Consider the following 15,277-nt stretch of genomic DNA (forward strand, 5'->3'; position numbering starts at 1 on the left):
ACCTGCGATTCGGACCCTGCGGCGTCGGACTCGAACCGGGGTCGCAGGGGCCGATGCGGATACGGCGAGGTCGTCGATGGACTCCAACCGGGCTGCATGACGGGCGGGGCGATCCGACGCAGGCAGTCCGGGGGCTAATAAGCCAGCGGGGGATGATCACCTCCCCCGCCGGATCACCGAGAACCACGCCTTCGGCCCGCCCTCGCTGTACGATCGGTCCGCCAGATCCGGGCGGACCTCATACCTCGCCGCCCGGATCTCCTCCACGTCCCAGCCCACCGCAAACGCTTCCCGGATTTCGCCCTGGGAAATCCGTCTCGGACCCTGCGTGCCCGGCTCCTCGTCGCTGAATCAAAGCAGGAAGAGCCGACCGCCTGGACTGGTCACGTGGGCTAGCCCGGCGACGTAGCGTGCCCTGTCTTCGTCGGAGAAGACGTGGAACAGGCCGCTGTCGATCACGGTATCGAAGTGGCGGTCGAGACCCAGCAATGTCAGGGCGTCCATCCGGGCGAACTCGGCATCCAGGCCACGCTCCTCGGCCTTCCGCCGGGACTCCATGATCGGGCCTTCGAGGAAGTCGATCCCCAGCACGGGATGCCCCCTCCCGGCGAAGAACAGGGCGTTCTCGCCGGTGCCGCAGCCCGCATCGAGGACCGTCCCCGTCACCCGGTCGGCGACCTCGACCAACGCCCGCTGCGGCCTGCCGATGTCCCAGGCGGGCGTGCCGGCGTAGATCGACTCGAAGGTTTCACGGCCCAGCACGTCGCTCATCTCGATCTCCTCCCAGAGGGACGACGAGGTATTCCTCTCGGCCCAAGCCTCATTCAGACCGGGGACGCCAGGCGATCTCGCAACGATTGGAGCACTTGCACCGCCAGAGGCCCGGCTTCGGCCTGCGGACCCGCAGATGCACCGTCCCGCAGCCGGCACACCTCGCCTCCCACCGGGCCGACTCCTGGGCGGTCATGGGCCTGGCGGGCATCCGTGCCGGGTCGCCCACGTACTCGAACGTCAGCGGCGAGCGGGCCTCGCACCGGCAGCGGTATCCGCCCAGGCTCCTCGGTTGCCGGTAGAGGTGGACGGTCCGCTGACAGCCGGGGCAGGTCGCCTGCCAGTCGCCGGGCTGGACGACCACCTGCTGCGACGACTCGCAGGCACGAGGCGTGGCCCCCAGCCGGACGGCGATGGCCTTCCACTTCGGTCCGTGCTTGGCGGCGGGTCCGGCGATGGCATGGGCGATTTCGTGGAGCAGCGTGTCGAGGACCGTCTCCGGCGGGCTGTGCCGGGCGTAGTACTCGGCGACCTCGATCCGCTTCGCCCGGTACTTGCACACGCCCAGCCGACGCCTCGTCCTCGACAGTCCGAACGTCCATCCCCGCAGGCCGTGCCTCTCCAATTCCCGGCGGGCGATTGCGTCCAGTTGCTCCAGATCCATACCCCGTTCTCCGCACTCCCGGATCGATGGACTCAATCCACAAAGAACCGTCCGCTCGCAGATGCCGACGGCGGGGGCGGCGATTCATCCCAGGTCATTCGTGGAGAACCCGCCCGATCCGATCACGTCCTGCACCCGCCTGAAGAGGGTCTCACCATAGCCGATCCCCCGATCCTCGTCGGCCAGGAAGACCGTGAGCGGCGGGTCGGTGTAGAACCGGAAGAAACGGTCACGGGGAGGGTGGAACCAGTCCCGATCGCCGACCGGCAGCCATCGGGGCCGCCACCCGAGGCGGGAGAGCAGCCGCCAGAGCCGGGCGGGCCGGGGCCAACGGGCCATCTCGTCGAAGGGCAGGACGACCCAACGACCGCCTGATCGCAGTTCGAGACGGTCGGGCCGGACGACGACCTCGGAGGCGCCGGGCAGGCCCACGACACGGCTGGGGGCGAAGCGCAGGCACGGCTCGGCGTTGCGGGCGGCCTCCCGGCTCATCGGGCCTCCGGGCTGGTCGCCGCCCCCTGACATGCCTCCAGCATCGCCGCCAGCGGCTCGGGGTCGGCGAGCCGATGGTCGGTGCCGACGACGATCAGGGCCGACTCTGGGAGGCCGCTGGCCCGCACCAGCTCCCGGCTGTCGGCGATCGGGATCACGTCGTCGGCCTCGGAGTGCAGGATGGCCGTGCCCGGCTTGACCGTGGTGGCCGTGCCCCGGCGCCTCCAGGCCGGGCAGAGCAGGACGAGCGGGGTCGAGCCCGAGTCCAGGTTCATGGCCACGGACCCGCCACGGGAGGAGCCGACGATCACGTCGGGATGGTGCCGGTCGTACTCGGCCTGGGCGGTGCGGACGGCCTGGGCGAAGTCGTCGTCGTCCAGCGGCGGGTTGATGACCTCGTGGCCGTGACGGGCCAGGTAGGACGGCTTCACGCCGCCGGGGACCGAGTGCCAGCCGTGGAGGAAGAGGATCGTCATCGGGCGGATGGAACCTTCAGATCGGGGGCGGATTAGGCGTCGGGGACGGCCCCGGAGCGGAGTCACGATCGGGGTTGCGGGGAGGGAGACGGCATCGTCTCCGCCCTTGGGTCTCGGGCTGATGGTAATGCCTCCGACCCCGAAGGAGCGAGGTCAGGTCACGGTCAGGTAGCCCGGCGGCACAGCGTCGGTCAGCCAGACGCCGTTGGCCGAGACGAAGAATCGGTGCCCGTCCCGGTGCATCCGCCCGGCGGCGACTTCGAGGATGATCGGCTTGCCCCGCCTCGCCCCGACCCTGCGGGCCGTCTCCACGTCCCTCGACAGGTGGACGTGGTGCCGGTTGCCCCGCACGAGCCCCTCTTCCATGATCGCCGGCAGGAACCGCTCGACCGTGCCGTGGTAGAGCACCTCGGGCGGCTCCCTCTCCTCCAGGTGCAGGTCCACCTCGACGCTGTGCCCCTGGTTGGCCCGGATCAGCTCGCCCGACCCATCGAACGAGAACCGCCGCTTGTCGTTCGTTTCCATGACCTCGACCAGCTCGTCGTAGGCGATGGGGAAGCCGTGCTCCTGGGCAGCAGCGAGCAGGTCGTCCACCGGCACCCAGCCGCCGGGCCGGAGCGTCAGGCCGAGTTCCTGCGGGGCGTGCCGGAGGTACTTCGACAGGTACTTGCTGACCCGGACCAGCCGCTTCTCCATGAGCTGCACCCTTCTCGCCGGCCGGGGGAGTCCGCCTCGGCCGCCTCCCGACGATCCGAGCAGGTCGTCCCGAAGGCGATGACCGGCCGGAATCGCACGCCATCGTCCTCTACAATCGCTATGTTATCGTATCAGCCAACGGCCCTGCATCATCGACGGAAGGGCGACCGATGACCAGCTCCGAAGCGAGGGACGCCGGTCGGATGCGGGACGGTCCTCGTCTCGAATCGGGAGATCCCCGAAGGCGAGGAGTCGATCCTTGAGGCACGCCGCCTGCTGATCCGGGGGCAGCGGTGACCTTCAGACCGTGAAGAAAACGATCACCACGGGGCCGATGGAAATGATGGAGCACGCCCTCGCCCTTCGGTCCGGCAGGACGCTGGAGGTCAGGGAATACGGGGACGAGTCCGGGCACCCGGTGATCTTCTTCCACGGGCTGATCGGCTCGCACCACCAGGCGTCCTACATCGCCGACCAGGCGAGGCAGAACGGCCTGCGGGTCATCGCCCCGAACCGGCCCGGCGTCGGCCGCTCCGGCTTCACCCGGCGGACGACCCCGCTCGATGCCGTCCCCGACGTAGAGGAGCTGGCCGAGGCCCTCGGGCTGGGCGAGTTCAGCGTCATCGGCATCTCGGGCGGTGCCCCCTATGCCCTGGCGACCCTCTCCCGGCTGGGCCACCGGGTGCAGACGGCGACGATCATCAGCGGCATGGGGCCGCCGCAGCTGCCCGGAGCCCTGGACGGCATGGACCGCAGGCGACGGCTGCTCCTGGGAATCGGCTCCCGGAATCCCCGGCTGGCACGGCGGGCCTTCCAGGAGGCGGCGGATCGCTTCCAAGCCGACCCGGAGCGGTTCCTCCCCCGGCTGATCGCCACGTGGTCGGCCCCCGACCGGATGATCTTCCGCCGCCGAGAGGTCTTCGAGCTGTTCCTGCGTGATTTGCACTCGGTCTTCACCGAGGGGGTCGGGGCAGAGGGGCTGGCCCAGGAACTCGCCCTCTATCGCAACTACGGGTTCCCGCTCCGATCCTTGCCGAAGGACCGGCGGGTGACGCTCTGGCAGGGGCTCGCCGACACGATCGTGCCCCCGGCGATGGCCTGGGCGCTGGTCCGGGCGCTGCCGAATTGCGAGGCCCTCCTCGTGCCGGGCGGGCACTTCATGGCAGTGGACGAGGCCCACCGGATCGTCGCCCGCTTGAGGGAGCAGCTCGACGAGCCGGCATCCTTGGAGAATCAGACCTGATCGGCCTCTCGGAAAGTCCCTCACTCGCCGCTTCGCCGTGTTGACGAGGACACGGACATCCAGCGTGTCGAACGGGTCGGCGATTGCCCGACATCGGCCGGCGATCACGATGAGTCTCCGTGACGCTACGTCGGACACCCGGTCAGGGTCGGGCGATGGTGTTGGCGGGGCGGCGGAGCTTCATTTCCTCGGCGAAGTAGTACTCTCTCCGGTCGGGGAAGGACTGGACGAGGGACATGGAGCGGGCGGCCTCCCGGCGGTAGAGTTCCTCCCAGTCGCCGTCGGCGACCTTCTGGAGGCTGGCGGCGTCGGTGCGGTGCTGCTTGGCCTCTCGTCGGATCTCCAAGACGAGGGCGTGGGGCTCGCCGAACTCGGCGGCGAGGCGGTCGGCGAGTTGGTCCAGCTTGTCGGCCTGCCTGGTGAGGGCGTGGGCCTCGCCGGCGCAGACGTGGCGGAATTGCTCCAGCTCGGGGGACAACGACTGATGGGCGGCGTACACGGCGCTGGCGGTGATGGCGCAGAGGAGGGCGGCCAGCCAGCAAAGGGACGTTCGTGCGACCACGTGTAGCCTCCAGAAGGGGTCGGGGATCGGTTTGGCGTCGGGCAGCTCAACGCCCTATCCGACCCGTTCGATGCACTCGTCCACGTCGTTGGCCGGGCTGTTGACCAGCGTCGAGACGGGATATGCCTCCATCTCCTCGGCGGGGTAAGGCACCAGGAGCGGACGGAGCATCTTCGGATCGGTGACCTCGGGGTCGAGCCAGATGTCGTAATCCGAGTCGTGCAGGATCACGGGCATTCGGTCGTGGACCGGGGCCACGACCTCGTTGGGCTCGCCCGTGATGAGCGTGCAGCTCTCGATCGGCCCGCCGCCCTTGTCCCAGCGCTCCCAGAGCCCGGCGAAGGCGAAGGGCCGGTCGTCCTTCATGCGGATGAAATAGGGCCGCTTGTGCTTGCCCTCTCGCCTCCATTCGTAGAAGCCGTCTGCGACCACGAGGCAGCGTTTGGTCTTGAAGGCGTGGCGGAACGCCGGCTTCTCGGCGACGGTCTCGGCCCTGGCGTTGATCATCTTGTTGCCGATCGACGGATCGTCGGCCCACGAGGGGATCAGGCCCCAGTGCAGCAGGCAGAGCGTCCGATGACCTTGGTCGGGGCCGGGCCGGACGACGGGCACGTCCTGGGTCGGGGCGATGTTGTAGCGGGCCGGCAGCTCCGGCACCTCGGGAAGGTCGAACGCCTCGGCAATTGTCTCACGCTTGGCCCGGAGCGTGTATCGACCGCACATCGTCCGCCTCCCCGTGACTGGCAACCGCTCGATCTTGACCGACCCTGCCGGTCATCGACCCCCGGAAGATCGCTTGCGGAGGGCCAGGCACTCCTCCTCCAGCACGCCGCCGATCACTTCCGGGGCGGGACGCCACGGGTCAAGGTCGGCGGCAATCAGGATCGGGTGCGACGAGGTGATGCCCCCGATCAGGGGCGTGCTCCTCCCGTAGACGACGGAGGCGATGCGGGCCTGGCGGATGACGTAAGAGCACATGAAGCACGGTTCGGCGGTCGTGTAGAGCGTGCCGCCCGAGAGGTCGGGGCCGCCGAGCGTGTCCACCGCCCGCTGCACGGCGAGGATCTCGGCGTGCCCGGTGACTGCCCCTCCGGTCGGAAGCTCCTCGCTCGCCTCGGCGACGACCCGCCCGGCGACCACGATGAGCGAGCCGACCGGCGAGTCGCCCCGATCGCCGGCCTCCCGTGCCAGTTCGAGGCAGCGGCGCATGTAGGTCTCGTGGTCCATCGTGGGCAGCCCGCCGAAGCTTGAGATCGAGGCAGGCTCGTCACTCGCCGGGCTCGGTCAGGTAGCTGTCGAAGACCCGGACCTGGGCGAAGTGCGGCCGGTTCTCCTCGACGAACCGCTCGTGCTGCGGGTGGACGAGGTACGCCTCCTTGGTCGCCTTGTCCCGGAGGACGACGTGCAGGGCCACGTCGAAGTCCTTGACGCTGACCGGCTCCTCCACGTCCTCGGCAATCGTGCCCACGGAAAAGTAGGTCGAGCCCTCGATGTCGGCGAGGTACTTGTGGCAGGAATCGACGAACCGCTGACGGGACTCCTCGGAGCGGTCCTTGAGCGTGAAGAAGACCATGTGGGCCAGCGGCTTGCCGGCGTCCTGGGCGGGCATGGCGTTGGCCCCGAGGACGCAGAGGGTGACCAGGGCGGGCACGGACCAGCGGATCAGGGTGGCCTTCATCGGGGTCGCTCCTGGGCTTGGTAGCGGGTCATTCAAGCGACCCGCATGATGGCCGATGCCGCCGGAGGGGGCAAGCGACGGGCCGTCTTCGACTCGACCACGGGCCAGACCTCCTGCCTGCTCGACGAACGGCGGTCCGCTTCCCCGTTTCCTGCCCTCCGATTCCTCGTCGATGAAAGGGAGGACGACACGGATCAGGGAGCCGGGGAGTCGGCGGCCAGGAGCCTCTCCGGCGTTGCTCGGGGGCATCGCCAGGGACGGTCTCGGCCGGGCGTTTGCCCACGGCGGCCGGTCGAGCTAAGCTCGTTGCACCTGTTCAACCGTCGCCGACGATGACCGCCACGACGCCAGCCCGAGTCGTCTCGTGACGGGGCTTTGAGCAGAGCCGATCTCTCTGAACGAAAGGGCACTGAATGCACGCAGATTGCGGGCATTCGGTGTACAAAGGCGAGGGTCAAGAGCGTGACCTCAGCGACGATTCCCCCTCGATCGAATCCCGTGTCCTTGCCGTCGGACGCATCGGCCTGGCCCACGGACCGGCTGTCGGACGAGGCGGTGCGGGCGATCCAGACCTGCCGCAAGCACGGGAAGGCGGCGGCGAGGCACGCCTGGCAAGCAGGGGCTTACTTGTCGATCCTCCACGCCCGGCTGGTCAAGGGACGGAAGTGGGCGGCCTGGCTCCACAGGCACGAGGAGGTCGTCTCCGAGGACACGGCCCGCCGCTACATCCTGCTCTACGAGCGGACCGGGGGCCGGGCGGCGGGGCTGGACGGGATGACGCTGACCGAGGCATACGCCGCCTTCGGGATCACGAGATTCACTGAGGCCGCCTCGACTCCACCCGGATCGAACGGGGATGGCTCGATCCATGGCCACGAACGGTTGGAGGCCGATCATCGTCGCCAGTCGTCCCACGAGACTCCGATCCTGAACGGGTTCAACGGCAATCATCACCACCCCGTCGTGCCGAACGATCTCGAAGAGCCCGCTGATACCCTCGCAGGGATCGGCGAGAAGGCGATCCTCCGGGCCGCCAAGGAGATCCGGCAGCGGCAGAACGCCGGGCGGCTCCGCCGGCAGAGGGAGCGGGAGGAGGCGGCTAGGGCGCAGAGGGGAGGCAAGCGGACCTGGGTCGTCACCGCCGACCAGAGGGTCGCCCGATGCCACGCCGTCATCGCCGACCCGCCCTACGGGATCAGCGGGGAGCCGTGGGAGCCGGAAGACCTGGAGGGGTACACACGAGAGTGGTGCGGGCGGTGGTCGAAGTGCGGGGCCGACCTCGTGGCGATCTTCTGGAGCCAGGGGAAGCTGTTCGAGGGCCGGCGGTGGTTCGACGAATCGCTCTCGGGCTATACGTTCCAGCAAGTCCTGACCTGGCACGCCAACAACAACGGGGCTCACAAGAGTCGCAGGTGGCTCAAGCAGAGTTGGGAGCCCATCTTCCTCTATCGGCGGGGCGGCTCCGATCGGCTCATCCTGGCGGAGGACAAGGCGTGGAGCGGCGACCTGCACAACCTGGACTGCTACGTCGCTCCGGTGCCGCAGGTCAATTACAGCGGTCACGACCTGAAGCAACATCCGACGCAGAAGCCGGTGAGCGTGATGCGCTGGCTGGTCCACGCTCTCTCGGAGCCGGGCGAGATGGTCGCCACGCCGTTCTGCGGCGTGGCCCCGTGCGGGGTCGCCGCCGTACAGCTCGGGCGCAAGTACCACGGGATCGAGATCGACGAGCGGTATCGGCGGATCGCCGAGGGGCGGATCGCCATGTACGGGATGGCGTAGCACCGACTCGACCAGATCGACTGGCTTCGAGGGCTCGCTCCGGTTCGGCGTGGGCGGCGACAGTCCGTTGAACGGCGGCCAGGGGGTCGGCAGGACCAGCAGGGTGGCCCGAATCGGCGACGTGCTGGTGGCTCCCGTCGGGTCCAACGAGCCGGGGGTGGGTCACCCGGCCGTCTTTCCATTAACACTCGCCGATCAGCTGATCAGGACGTTCAGCACGGAGGAGGACTTGGTGCTCGACCCGTTCTGCGGCAGCGGGCAGACGCTCCTGGCCGGCAAGGGGTGCGGGCGGCGCTATCTGGGCATTGAGCGAGAGGAGCGGTACGTTCAGCTCGCATTGGGGCGGCCGGGGAGGTGATGCTCCGGCCTGCGATACCACCTCAAGCCGATCAGCGAGGTCGGCGAGAGCTGCCACGTGGTCGATCCGGTCGGAGACCTTCGACCGGCCTACCTGGACCGCCACACCGAGATCCACCTGGCCTCAAGTCATCGGGACGATGCGATCATGGCCCGTTCGGAGCCCGATGACCTGCTCGTGATCGTCCCGTGCGGCCAGGCGAAGGTCTGGGACGACGACCCCGGCCGGAGGCCGGTCGCTGCTCGGGACGCCTACACCGGCTCCCCCTTCAAGGTGAATCGGGCCTACGCCGAGGCGTTCGCCTCCCGCTGGGTCATCCTCAGTGCGAAATACGGCTTCATCCCGCCCGACTTCCCGCTCCCCGGCCCCTACAATGTGACCTTCAAGCGGAAGGCGACCGGGCCGGTCGGGGTCGCCACGCTGATCGATCAGGTCAGGGAGCAGCGACTCGACGAGCAACCGAGAATCGTCGGCCTCGGAGGCAAGGACTACCGGGCCGTCATCGAGGCGGCGTTCGCCCCGTCCGGCCGGATCGTGGAATTCCCGTTCGCCGGGCTGCCGATCGGGCTGGCGATGCAGGCGACGAGGCGGGCGATCCTGGAAGCCGAGCCGATTCCTCGGGAGGACACCGCCATGACCGTGCGATTCCCGATGAGGACGAGGTTCCTCGAACCGTTGCGGCTGGGCATCAAGCTCCACCGGCACCGACTCGACGAGGGGCGTCCGATCGAGGTCGTGCTGGGGCCGGGCGGCTATCAGGGCCGATGGGTCGTGGTCGTCCGGGAGGAGGACGGGGAGCGATTCGAGGCGGTCGGCTCGATGAACGACCCGTCCCGCTTCCCGCAGCGGATCAGGGCCGCCGCCCTGGCGTTGCACCGGGAGGGGGCCTACGGCCGATTCCTCGTCGAGCACGACCGGGAGGGCGGGGTCGTGACGATCCGCCGGGACGGCTGATCCATGACCGCAACCCAATCGGGACCAGGCGCCGATCGACTGCCCGCATCCGCCCATCAACGAGCGACGATTCGCTTGCATCGCCATAACAGACGGAGTACCCTGGACAGGAGCGAGCCAACCACCCACCCAACGACGGGCGGGAGTGATCGAGAACGACGCAAGTTCCTCGGGGACCATGATGTCTGTCGCCACCGCCGCTCCCCCGGAGCAGGGCCAGCTCGTCCAGGTCCGGTCCCGCCGCTGGGTGGTCAACGAGGTGAAGCCGAGCGGCCTGCCCGCCCCGGCGATGCAGCTTCCCGTAGCCCGGCGGCAGCACCTCCTGACGCTCGCCTCCGTCGAGGACGACGGCCTGGGCGAGGAGTTGCAGGTCGTCTGGGAGGTCGAGCCGGGCGCCAGGGTCATCGAGAAGGTCTCCCTGCCGGAGGGGACCGGCCTCGACGAGCCGGGGACGCTCGACGCCTTCCTCGACGCCGTGCGCTGGGGCGCCGCCTCGACGGCCGACCACAAGAACATCCAGTCGCCGTTCCGCAGCGGCATCGAGATCGAGGACTACCAGCTCGACCCGGTGGTCCGTGCGATCCAGATGCCCAGGGTCAACCTGCTGATCGCCGACGACGTGGGCCTGGGCAAGACCATCGAGGCCGGCATGGTCGCCCTGGAGCTGATCATCCGCCACCGGGCCAGGAAGATCCTCGTCGTCTGCCCGTCCGCCCTCCAGATCCAGTGGCGGGACCAGATGCGGGACAAGTTCGGGCTGGACTTCCGCATCGTGGACTCGGAGCTGATGCGTGACCTGCGTCGGCGCCGGGGCATCCACGTCAACCCGTGGGCGCACTTCCCCCGGCTGATCACCTCCATCGACTTCCTCAAGCGGGAGCGACCGCTGCGGCTGTTCCGGGAGACCCTGCCCGCACCCGGCGAGCCGGTCTACCCCCGACGGTACGACCTGATGATCTGCGACGAGGCCCACAACTGCGCCCCGTCGGGGGCCGGGCGCTACGCCGCCGACTCGCTGCGGACGCAGGCGCTCCGGGAGCTGGCCCCGCACTTCGAGCACAAGCTCTTCCTGACCGCCACGCCGCACAACGGCTACCGGGAGAGCTTCGGCGCCCTGCTGGAGCTGCTGGACAACCAGCGGTTCTCCAGGGGGACCGAGCCGGACCGCAAGCAGCTGGAGGCGGTGATGGTGCGGCGCCTCAAGGGCGACCCCGCCTTCGCCTTCAACCACCTGGGCATCCGCCGGTTCCCGCCCCGCATCCTGGAGCCGATCGAGGTGCCGTACACCGACGAGGAGCGGGAGGTCCACGCCGCCCTGCGTCGATACACCAGGCTGCGGACGGAGCGGGCGGAGGGGGCGGCCGAGCGGTTCGCCTCGGAGTTCGTGCTGAAGACGCTCAAGAAGCGGCTGTTCTCCTGCCCGGCGGCGTTCCTCGCCACGCTGGAGCAGCACGAGAAGACCCTGCACACCGCCCGCAAGCGGGCCGCCGGGCCGAGCTACCGGACGCTCCAGCTCGAACTGGACCGCATGGACGAGGACTACTGGTCGGCCACTGACGACTTGAGGGATGGGCTGCAATCGGTTCTCCTGGAGCCCTAACCGCTTCAGGAGCATCGACATGAAGAAGTACATCGTGACGCTCACCGCCGACGAACGCCAGGCCCTCCTCGATCTCATCTCCGCCGGCAAGGCCTCCGCTCTGAAACTGGCCCATGCCCGCATCCTCCTCAAGGCTGATGCCGCCGAGGGCGGGCCCGCCTGGCCCGACGACCGCATCGCCGAGGCCGTCGAGGTCTCTGTCGCCACCATCGAGCGGGTCCGCCAGCGGTTCGTCGAGCAGGGCCTGGAGGCCGCCCTGGTCCGCAAGACGCAGGCCCGTCCCAGCCGCCAGCGGGCCCTCGACGGCCGGGCCGAGGCGAAGTTGATCGCCCTGGCCTGCTCGGAGCCCCCCGACGGCCGCAAGGCCTGGACGATGCGATTGCTGGCCGACAAGCTCGTCGAGTTGGAGATCGTCCCCTCGATCTCCGACGAGACGGTGCGCCGCTCTTTGAAAAAAGCGAACTGAGGCCGCATCTGAAGCAGCAGTGGTGCATCCCGCCGGAGGCGAACGCCGAGTTCGTGGCGGCGATGGAGGACGTGCTGGAGGTCTACCACCGGCCCTACGACGAGACGCGACCGCTGGTCTGCCTCGACGAGGCGAGCAAGCAACTGATCGGCGAGACGGTCGTGCCGATCCCGGCAGCGCCAGGGCGGCTCGAGCGGTTCGATCACGAATACGTCCGCAACGGGACGGCCAACCTGTTCATGGTGACGATGCCGCTGCTGGGGTGGCGTGCGGTCCACGTCACCGAGCGTCGGACGGCGTTGGACTTCGCCGAGGTGGTGCGTTGGCTGGTGGAGGAGGTGCACGAGGAGGCGGAGAAGGTCGTGCTGGTGATGGACAACCTGAACACGCACAAGATCGCCTCGCTGTACGAGGCGTTCCCGCCGGAGCGGGCCCGTCGGATCGCCGGGAAGTTGGAGATCCACCACACGCCGAAGCACGGGAGTTGGCTGAACATGGCGGAGATCGAGCTGTCGGTGCTGGCGAGGCAGTGCCTGGACCGGCGGATCGGGTCGAGCGAGGAACTGAAGCGGGAGGTCGCGGCGTGGGAGGAGGACCGCAACGAGCGGATGGTGGGCATTCGGTGGCAGTTCACCACGGCGGATGCCCGGATCAAACTGCACCGACTATACCCGGCAACTCAATAGCGGACGACCACTACTCCGACGACACGGAGTACGACGAGGCCACGTCCGACGCCCTGGACACGGCCACCCGCCTCTTCGCCGAGCCGACGGAGGAAGAGCAGGCTCTTCTTCAGCGAATGAAGGACTGGGCCAGGAAAGCCCGTGGGCAGCGGGACTCCAAGGCCAGGCAGCTCGTGGCGTGGCTGAACGAGCATCTCAAGCCCGGCGGCAAATGGTCGGACGAGCGGGTCATCATCTTCACCGAGTATCGGGCGACCCAGAACTGGCTCCAGGAAGTGCTGGCGGTGGAGGGGTTCACGGCCGGCGACCGGCTGCTGACGATGTACGGCGGGATGGACACGGAGAAGCGGGAGGAGGTCAAGGCGGCGTTCCAGACCTCGCCGGAGGTCAGCCCGGTCCGCATCCTGCTGGCGACCGACGCCGCCTCGGAGGGCCTGGACTTCCAGAACTTCTGCCACCGGCTGATCCACTACGAGATCCCCTGGAACCCGAACCGCATGGAGCAGCGGAACGGGCGGGTGGACCGCCACGGCCAGAAGGCCGACGAGGTGCTGGTCTACCACTTCGTCGGCAAGGGATATAAGGAGCGGGCGGGCCGCCAGTCCGGCGGTCAGGCGTCAGACCTGGACGCCGACCTGGAGTTCCTGATGCGGGTGGCCCTGAAGGTGGAGACCATCCGGGAAGACCTGGGCAAGGTCGGCACGGTCATCGCCGAGCAGGTCGAGGAGGCGATGCTCGGGCGGCGGACGACGCTGAACACCGAGAAGGCCGAGGAGGAGTCCAAGTCGATCCGCCGGATGCTCCGATTCGAGCGGGACTTGCAGAAGCAGGTCCAGGCCCTCATGCAGCAGTACCGGGAGACCCGCAAGGAACTCCGGCTCTCGCCGGAGAACATCCAGAAGGTCGTCGAGGTCGGCCTGGCGCTGGCGGGCCAGCCGCCGCTCACCCCGACCAGGACCGACGACGGCAAGCCGTGCCTCCGGCTGCCGCCGCTGAAGGGGAGCTGGGCGGCCTGCACCGAGGGGCTGGAGCATCCGCACACGAAGGAGGTCCGCCCCGTCACGTTCGACGAGTCGGTCTCCAGGGGGCGGGACGACGTGGTGCTGGCGCACCTGAACCACCGCCTGCCCCAGATGTGCCTGCGGCTCCTGCGGGCCGAGGTCTGGGCGGAGCGGGGCCGGTCGAAGCTGCACCGGGTCACGGCCCGAGTGGTGCCGGACGGCGTGCTGGGCGCCCCGGCGGTGGTCGCCCACGCCCGCCTGGTCGTCATCGGCGGCGACAGCCACCGGCTCCACGAGGAGGTCATTGCGGCGGGAGGGCTGATCAAGGACGCCCGCTGGGGCGGGCGGCTCAACGTCGGCCAGGTCGAGGCGGCGCTGGCCGGGGCGACGGGCGAGCGGCCGTCGGAGCGGGTCCGGGCGAAGCTGCTGGAACTCTACCCCGCCCTGGCATCGTCGCTGGCCTCGGCGCTGGAGGCCCGGATGAGGGACCGGGTGGACGGCCTCCAGAAGCGGCTGGCGGAGCGGGCCGACAAGGAGGCGAGGGACATCGAGTCGATCCTCACCGAGCTGAGGAGGTCGATCGAGGCCGAGCTGAACGACCCGGCCTACATCCAGCCGATGCTCTTCGACGACCCGGAGATGGAGCGGTTCGAGCGGAACAAGGAGGCGATGCGGGCGAGGGTGCGGGAGATCCCCGGCGAGATCGAGCGGGAGACGGCGGCGATCCGGGCGAGGTTCGCCGACCCGCAGGCCCGGATGTTCCCGGTGGCGGTGACGATGCTGATCCCAGCGACGATGGCGTGAGGAAACAATGGCAATACGCCAGACAAGGATATATGCCTCTTCGAACGTCCCATACGATGACCAGCACTGGGCAGAGACGATCATGGCCAGGATTATTCAACCACTCGTTACCAACGAGAGTGGTTTGAGGTGGTTCTGGTTTACACGGTATGCCGATGTGGAGCCTGAGTTTGCCGACAGTGACGGAACGCATTATCCAGATGGATTTCACGGAGACAAATTATGCCGCAGTATTCGTCTCCGGCTCGACATCGACGACGATGCCAAGGAGTCCTTTGAAAGTAGAGGAAGCGAACTCATCGAGCGGGAAGGTTGTTGGATCGCAGACTGGAGAGACTATGGCATACAAGAACTTTGCTCGAACAGGTTTATTGGCGAAGACCGAGCAGAGGATCGTCGTGGGGAAAGGCTGAATATCGTCAAAGATTATCTAGGAAGCATTTCCCGATTAGCATTACATGCCCTCGTTCCAGCTGACGGGGAAGGTCGGTTTCGCTTCGAGCATAATGACGACCCATTGAACATGTACGGTTCGCCTTTCTTCAGCCTCCACCATTTATTCTGCAACACCACCGAAGTGCTGCTGACAGTCCTGATTGCCAACGACGGCTCCAACCTCGTCTGCGGTACTCGACAGTACGCTCCGCAGATCCTCTACCAGAATCCTGGTCATCCTTGCGTCGAACGAAGGGTTAGATTCTAGGTTACAATCATGTCCATCGCCCGTCACCACGCCGAATGGCTCTCGCTCGTGCCGGTCTCGGGTCCGTTCCTGAGCCTCCCGGTGCTAATGGAGGCGTTCAACGCCGGCCTGGAGCCGCACGACCCGGAGCATTCCCGGCTCCTGCGCCAGGAGTACGGCAACTGGCTGGAGGCGTTGGAGCGACGGCGGGGCGACCCGGCACCGCATCACCAGTGGATCAGGTTCGTCCTTGGCACCACGCTCGACCTGGACAAGCGGGTGCTGATTGAGGGGCAGGCGATCCCCCAGACGTTGCAGGTGGAGATGGCGGAGAAGCACGAGCTGCTGAGGCCCAGCTTCGT

The 15,277-nt window shown here is 68.2% G+C and carries 17 protein-coding genes and 1 pseudogene; 8 read left to right on the forward strand and 10 right to left on the reverse strand.

Going from position 1 to position 15,277, the window contains the following annotated elements:
* Positions 1-156 precede the first annotated feature (156 nt).
* From ElP_RS40755 to ElP_RS23780, 6 genes are all read right to left on the reverse strand, one after another.
* The gene (locus ElP_RS40755; protein ID WP_261344375.1) at positions 157-279 is read right to left on the reverse strand and encodes a hypothetical protein; all 123 of its coding nucleotides are present in this window, start codon (positions 277-279) and stop codon (positions 157-159) included.
* A gap of 72 nt (positions 280-351) precedes the next feature.
* Positions 352-771 carry a class I SAM-dependent methyltransferase gene (locus ElP_RS23760; protein WP_231749233.1) on the reverse strand — a complete coding sequence of 140 codons (420 nt, stop codon included), beginning with the start codon at positions 769-771 and terminating at the stop codon, positions 352-354.
* Positions 772-820: 49 nt separating this feature from the next.
* Positions 821-1,435 (reverse strand): SprT-like domain-containing protein, encoded by a 615-nt coding sequence (locus ElP_RS23765; protein WP_145274007.1) that lies wholly within the window; start codon positions 1,433-1,435, stop codon positions 821-823.
* An 84-nt stretch (positions 1,436-1,519) separates the two neighbouring features.
* Entirely contained in the window at positions 1,520-1,927 is a 408-nt protein-coding gene (locus ElP_RS23770) for a hypothetical protein (RefSeq protein ID WP_145274010.1), read from the reverse strand.
* On the reverse strand, positions 1,924-2,403 hold the full coding sequence (locus ElP_RS23775) for an alpha/beta hydrolase (RefSeq protein WP_145274013.1): 480 nt from the start codon (positions 2,401-2,403) through the stop codon (positions 1,924-1,926). The genes ElP_RS23770 and ElP_RS23775 overlap by 4 nt, the downstream gene beginning before the upstream one ends.
* A gap of 153 nt (positions 2,404-2,556) precedes the next feature.
* Positions 2,557-3,099: an RNA 2'-phosphotransferase gene (locus ElP_RS23780; protein ID WP_145274016.1), complete on the reverse strand. Its 543-nt coding sequence runs from the start codon at positions 3,097-3,099 to the stop codon at positions 2,557-2,559.
* 307 nt (positions 3,100-3,406) lie between these two features.
* Here ElP_RS23780 and ElP_RS23785 point away from each other — a divergent pair, with 307 nt between their 5' ends.
* Positions 3,407-4,342 carry an alpha/beta fold hydrolase gene (locus tag ElP_RS23785; protein WP_145274019.1) on the forward strand — a complete coding sequence of 312 codons (936 nt, stop codon included), beginning with the start codon at positions 3,407-3,409 and terminating at the stop codon, positions 4,340-4,342.
* Positions 4,343-4,484: 142 nt separating this feature from the next.
* Here the strand turns inward: ElP_RS23785 and ElP_RS23790 are convergent, their stop codons facing one another.
* The 4 genes from ElP_RS23790 to ElP_RS23805 are packed head-to-tail and all read right to left on the reverse strand — an operon-like array spanning position 4,485 to position 6,582.
* Positions 4,485-4,904 carry a hypothetical protein gene (locus ElP_RS23790; protein ID WP_145274022.1) on the reverse strand — a complete coding sequence of 140 codons (420 nt, stop codon included), beginning with the start codon at positions 4,902-4,904 and terminating at the stop codon, positions 4,485-4,487.
* 54 nt (positions 4,905-4,958) lie between these two features.
* Positions 4,959-5,627, reverse strand: a complete 669-nt coding sequence (locus tag ElP_RS23795; RefSeq protein ID WP_145274025.1) for an SOS response-associated peptidase — start codon at positions 5,625-5,627, stop codon at positions 4,959-4,961.
* Between the two features lie 51 nt (positions 5,628-5,678).
* Complete coding sequence (locus ElP_RS23800; protein ID WP_145274027.1) at positions 5,679-6,131, reverse strand: nucleoside deaminase; 453 nt, start codon at positions 6,129-6,131, stop codon at positions 5,679-5,681.
* A gap of 40 nt (positions 6,132-6,171) precedes the next feature.
* Positions 6,172-6,582, reverse strand: a complete 411-nt coding sequence (locus ElP_RS23805) for a Dabb family protein (RefSeq protein ID WP_145274030.1) — start codon at positions 6,580-6,582, stop codon at positions 6,172-6,174.
* A gap of 498 nt (positions 6,583-7,080) precedes the next feature.
* On the opposite strand from ElP_RS23805, the gene ElP_RS23810 reads away from it, so the two are divergent.
* From ElP_RS23810 to ElP_RS23840, 7 genes and pseudogenes are all read left to right on the forward strand, one after another.
* On the forward strand, positions 7,081-8,364 hold the full coding sequence (locus ElP_RS23810) for a DNA-methyltransferase (protein ID WP_145274033.1): 1,284 nt from the start codon (positions 7,081-7,083) through the stop codon (positions 8,362-8,364).
* Between the two features lie 103 nt (positions 8,365-8,467).
* The gene (locus ElP_RS39945; protein WP_231749234.1) at positions 8,468-8,722 is read left to right on the forward strand and encodes a site-specific DNA-methyltransferase; all 255 of its coding nucleotides are present in this window, start codon (positions 8,468-8,470) and stop codon (positions 8,720-8,722) included.
* Between the two features lie 57 nt (positions 8,723-8,779).
* Positions 8,780-9,676, forward strand: a complete 897-nt coding sequence (locus ElP_RS38585) for a DUF6884 domain-containing protein (protein ID WP_197446319.1) — start codon at positions 8,780-8,782, stop codon at positions 9,674-9,676.
* Between the two features lie 178 nt (positions 9,677-9,854).
* Positions 9,855-11,237: pseudogene (gene drmD, locus ElP_RS23825) on the forward strand (DISARM system SNF2-like helicase DrmD); the annotation flags it as partial.
* 58 nt (positions 11,238-11,295) lie between these two features.
* A protein-coding gene (locus ElP_RS23830; protein ID WP_145268065.1) for an IS630 family transposase occupies positions 11,296-12,428 on the forward strand; the annotation gives its coding sequence in 2 pieces (ribosomal slippage) (positions 11,296-11,734 and positions 11,734-12,428; 1,134 coding nt in all).
* Complete coding sequence (gene drmD, locus ElP_RS23835; RefSeq protein ID WP_197446321.1) at positions 12,365-14,233, forward strand: DISARM system SNF2-like helicase DrmD; 1,869 nt, start codon at positions 12,365-12,367, stop codon at positions 14,231-14,233. Before ElP_RS23830 ends, drmD (ElP_RS23835) begins: the two co-directional genes overlap by 64 nt.
* Before the next feature lie 7 nt (positions 14,234-14,240).
* Positions 14,241-14,936, forward strand: coding sequence for a hypothetical protein (locus tag ElP_RS23840; RefSeq protein WP_145274042.1), 696 nt, complete (start codon positions 14,241-14,243; stop codon positions 14,934-14,936).
* The last annotated feature ends 341 nt before the right edge of the window (positions 14,937-15,277 follow it).

This window comes from Tautonia plasticadhaerens (assembly GCF_007752535.1).
Taxonomy (GTDB): domain Bacteria; phylum Planctomycetota; class Planctomycetia; order Isosphaerales; family Isosphaeraceae; genus Tautonia; species Tautonia plasticadhaerens.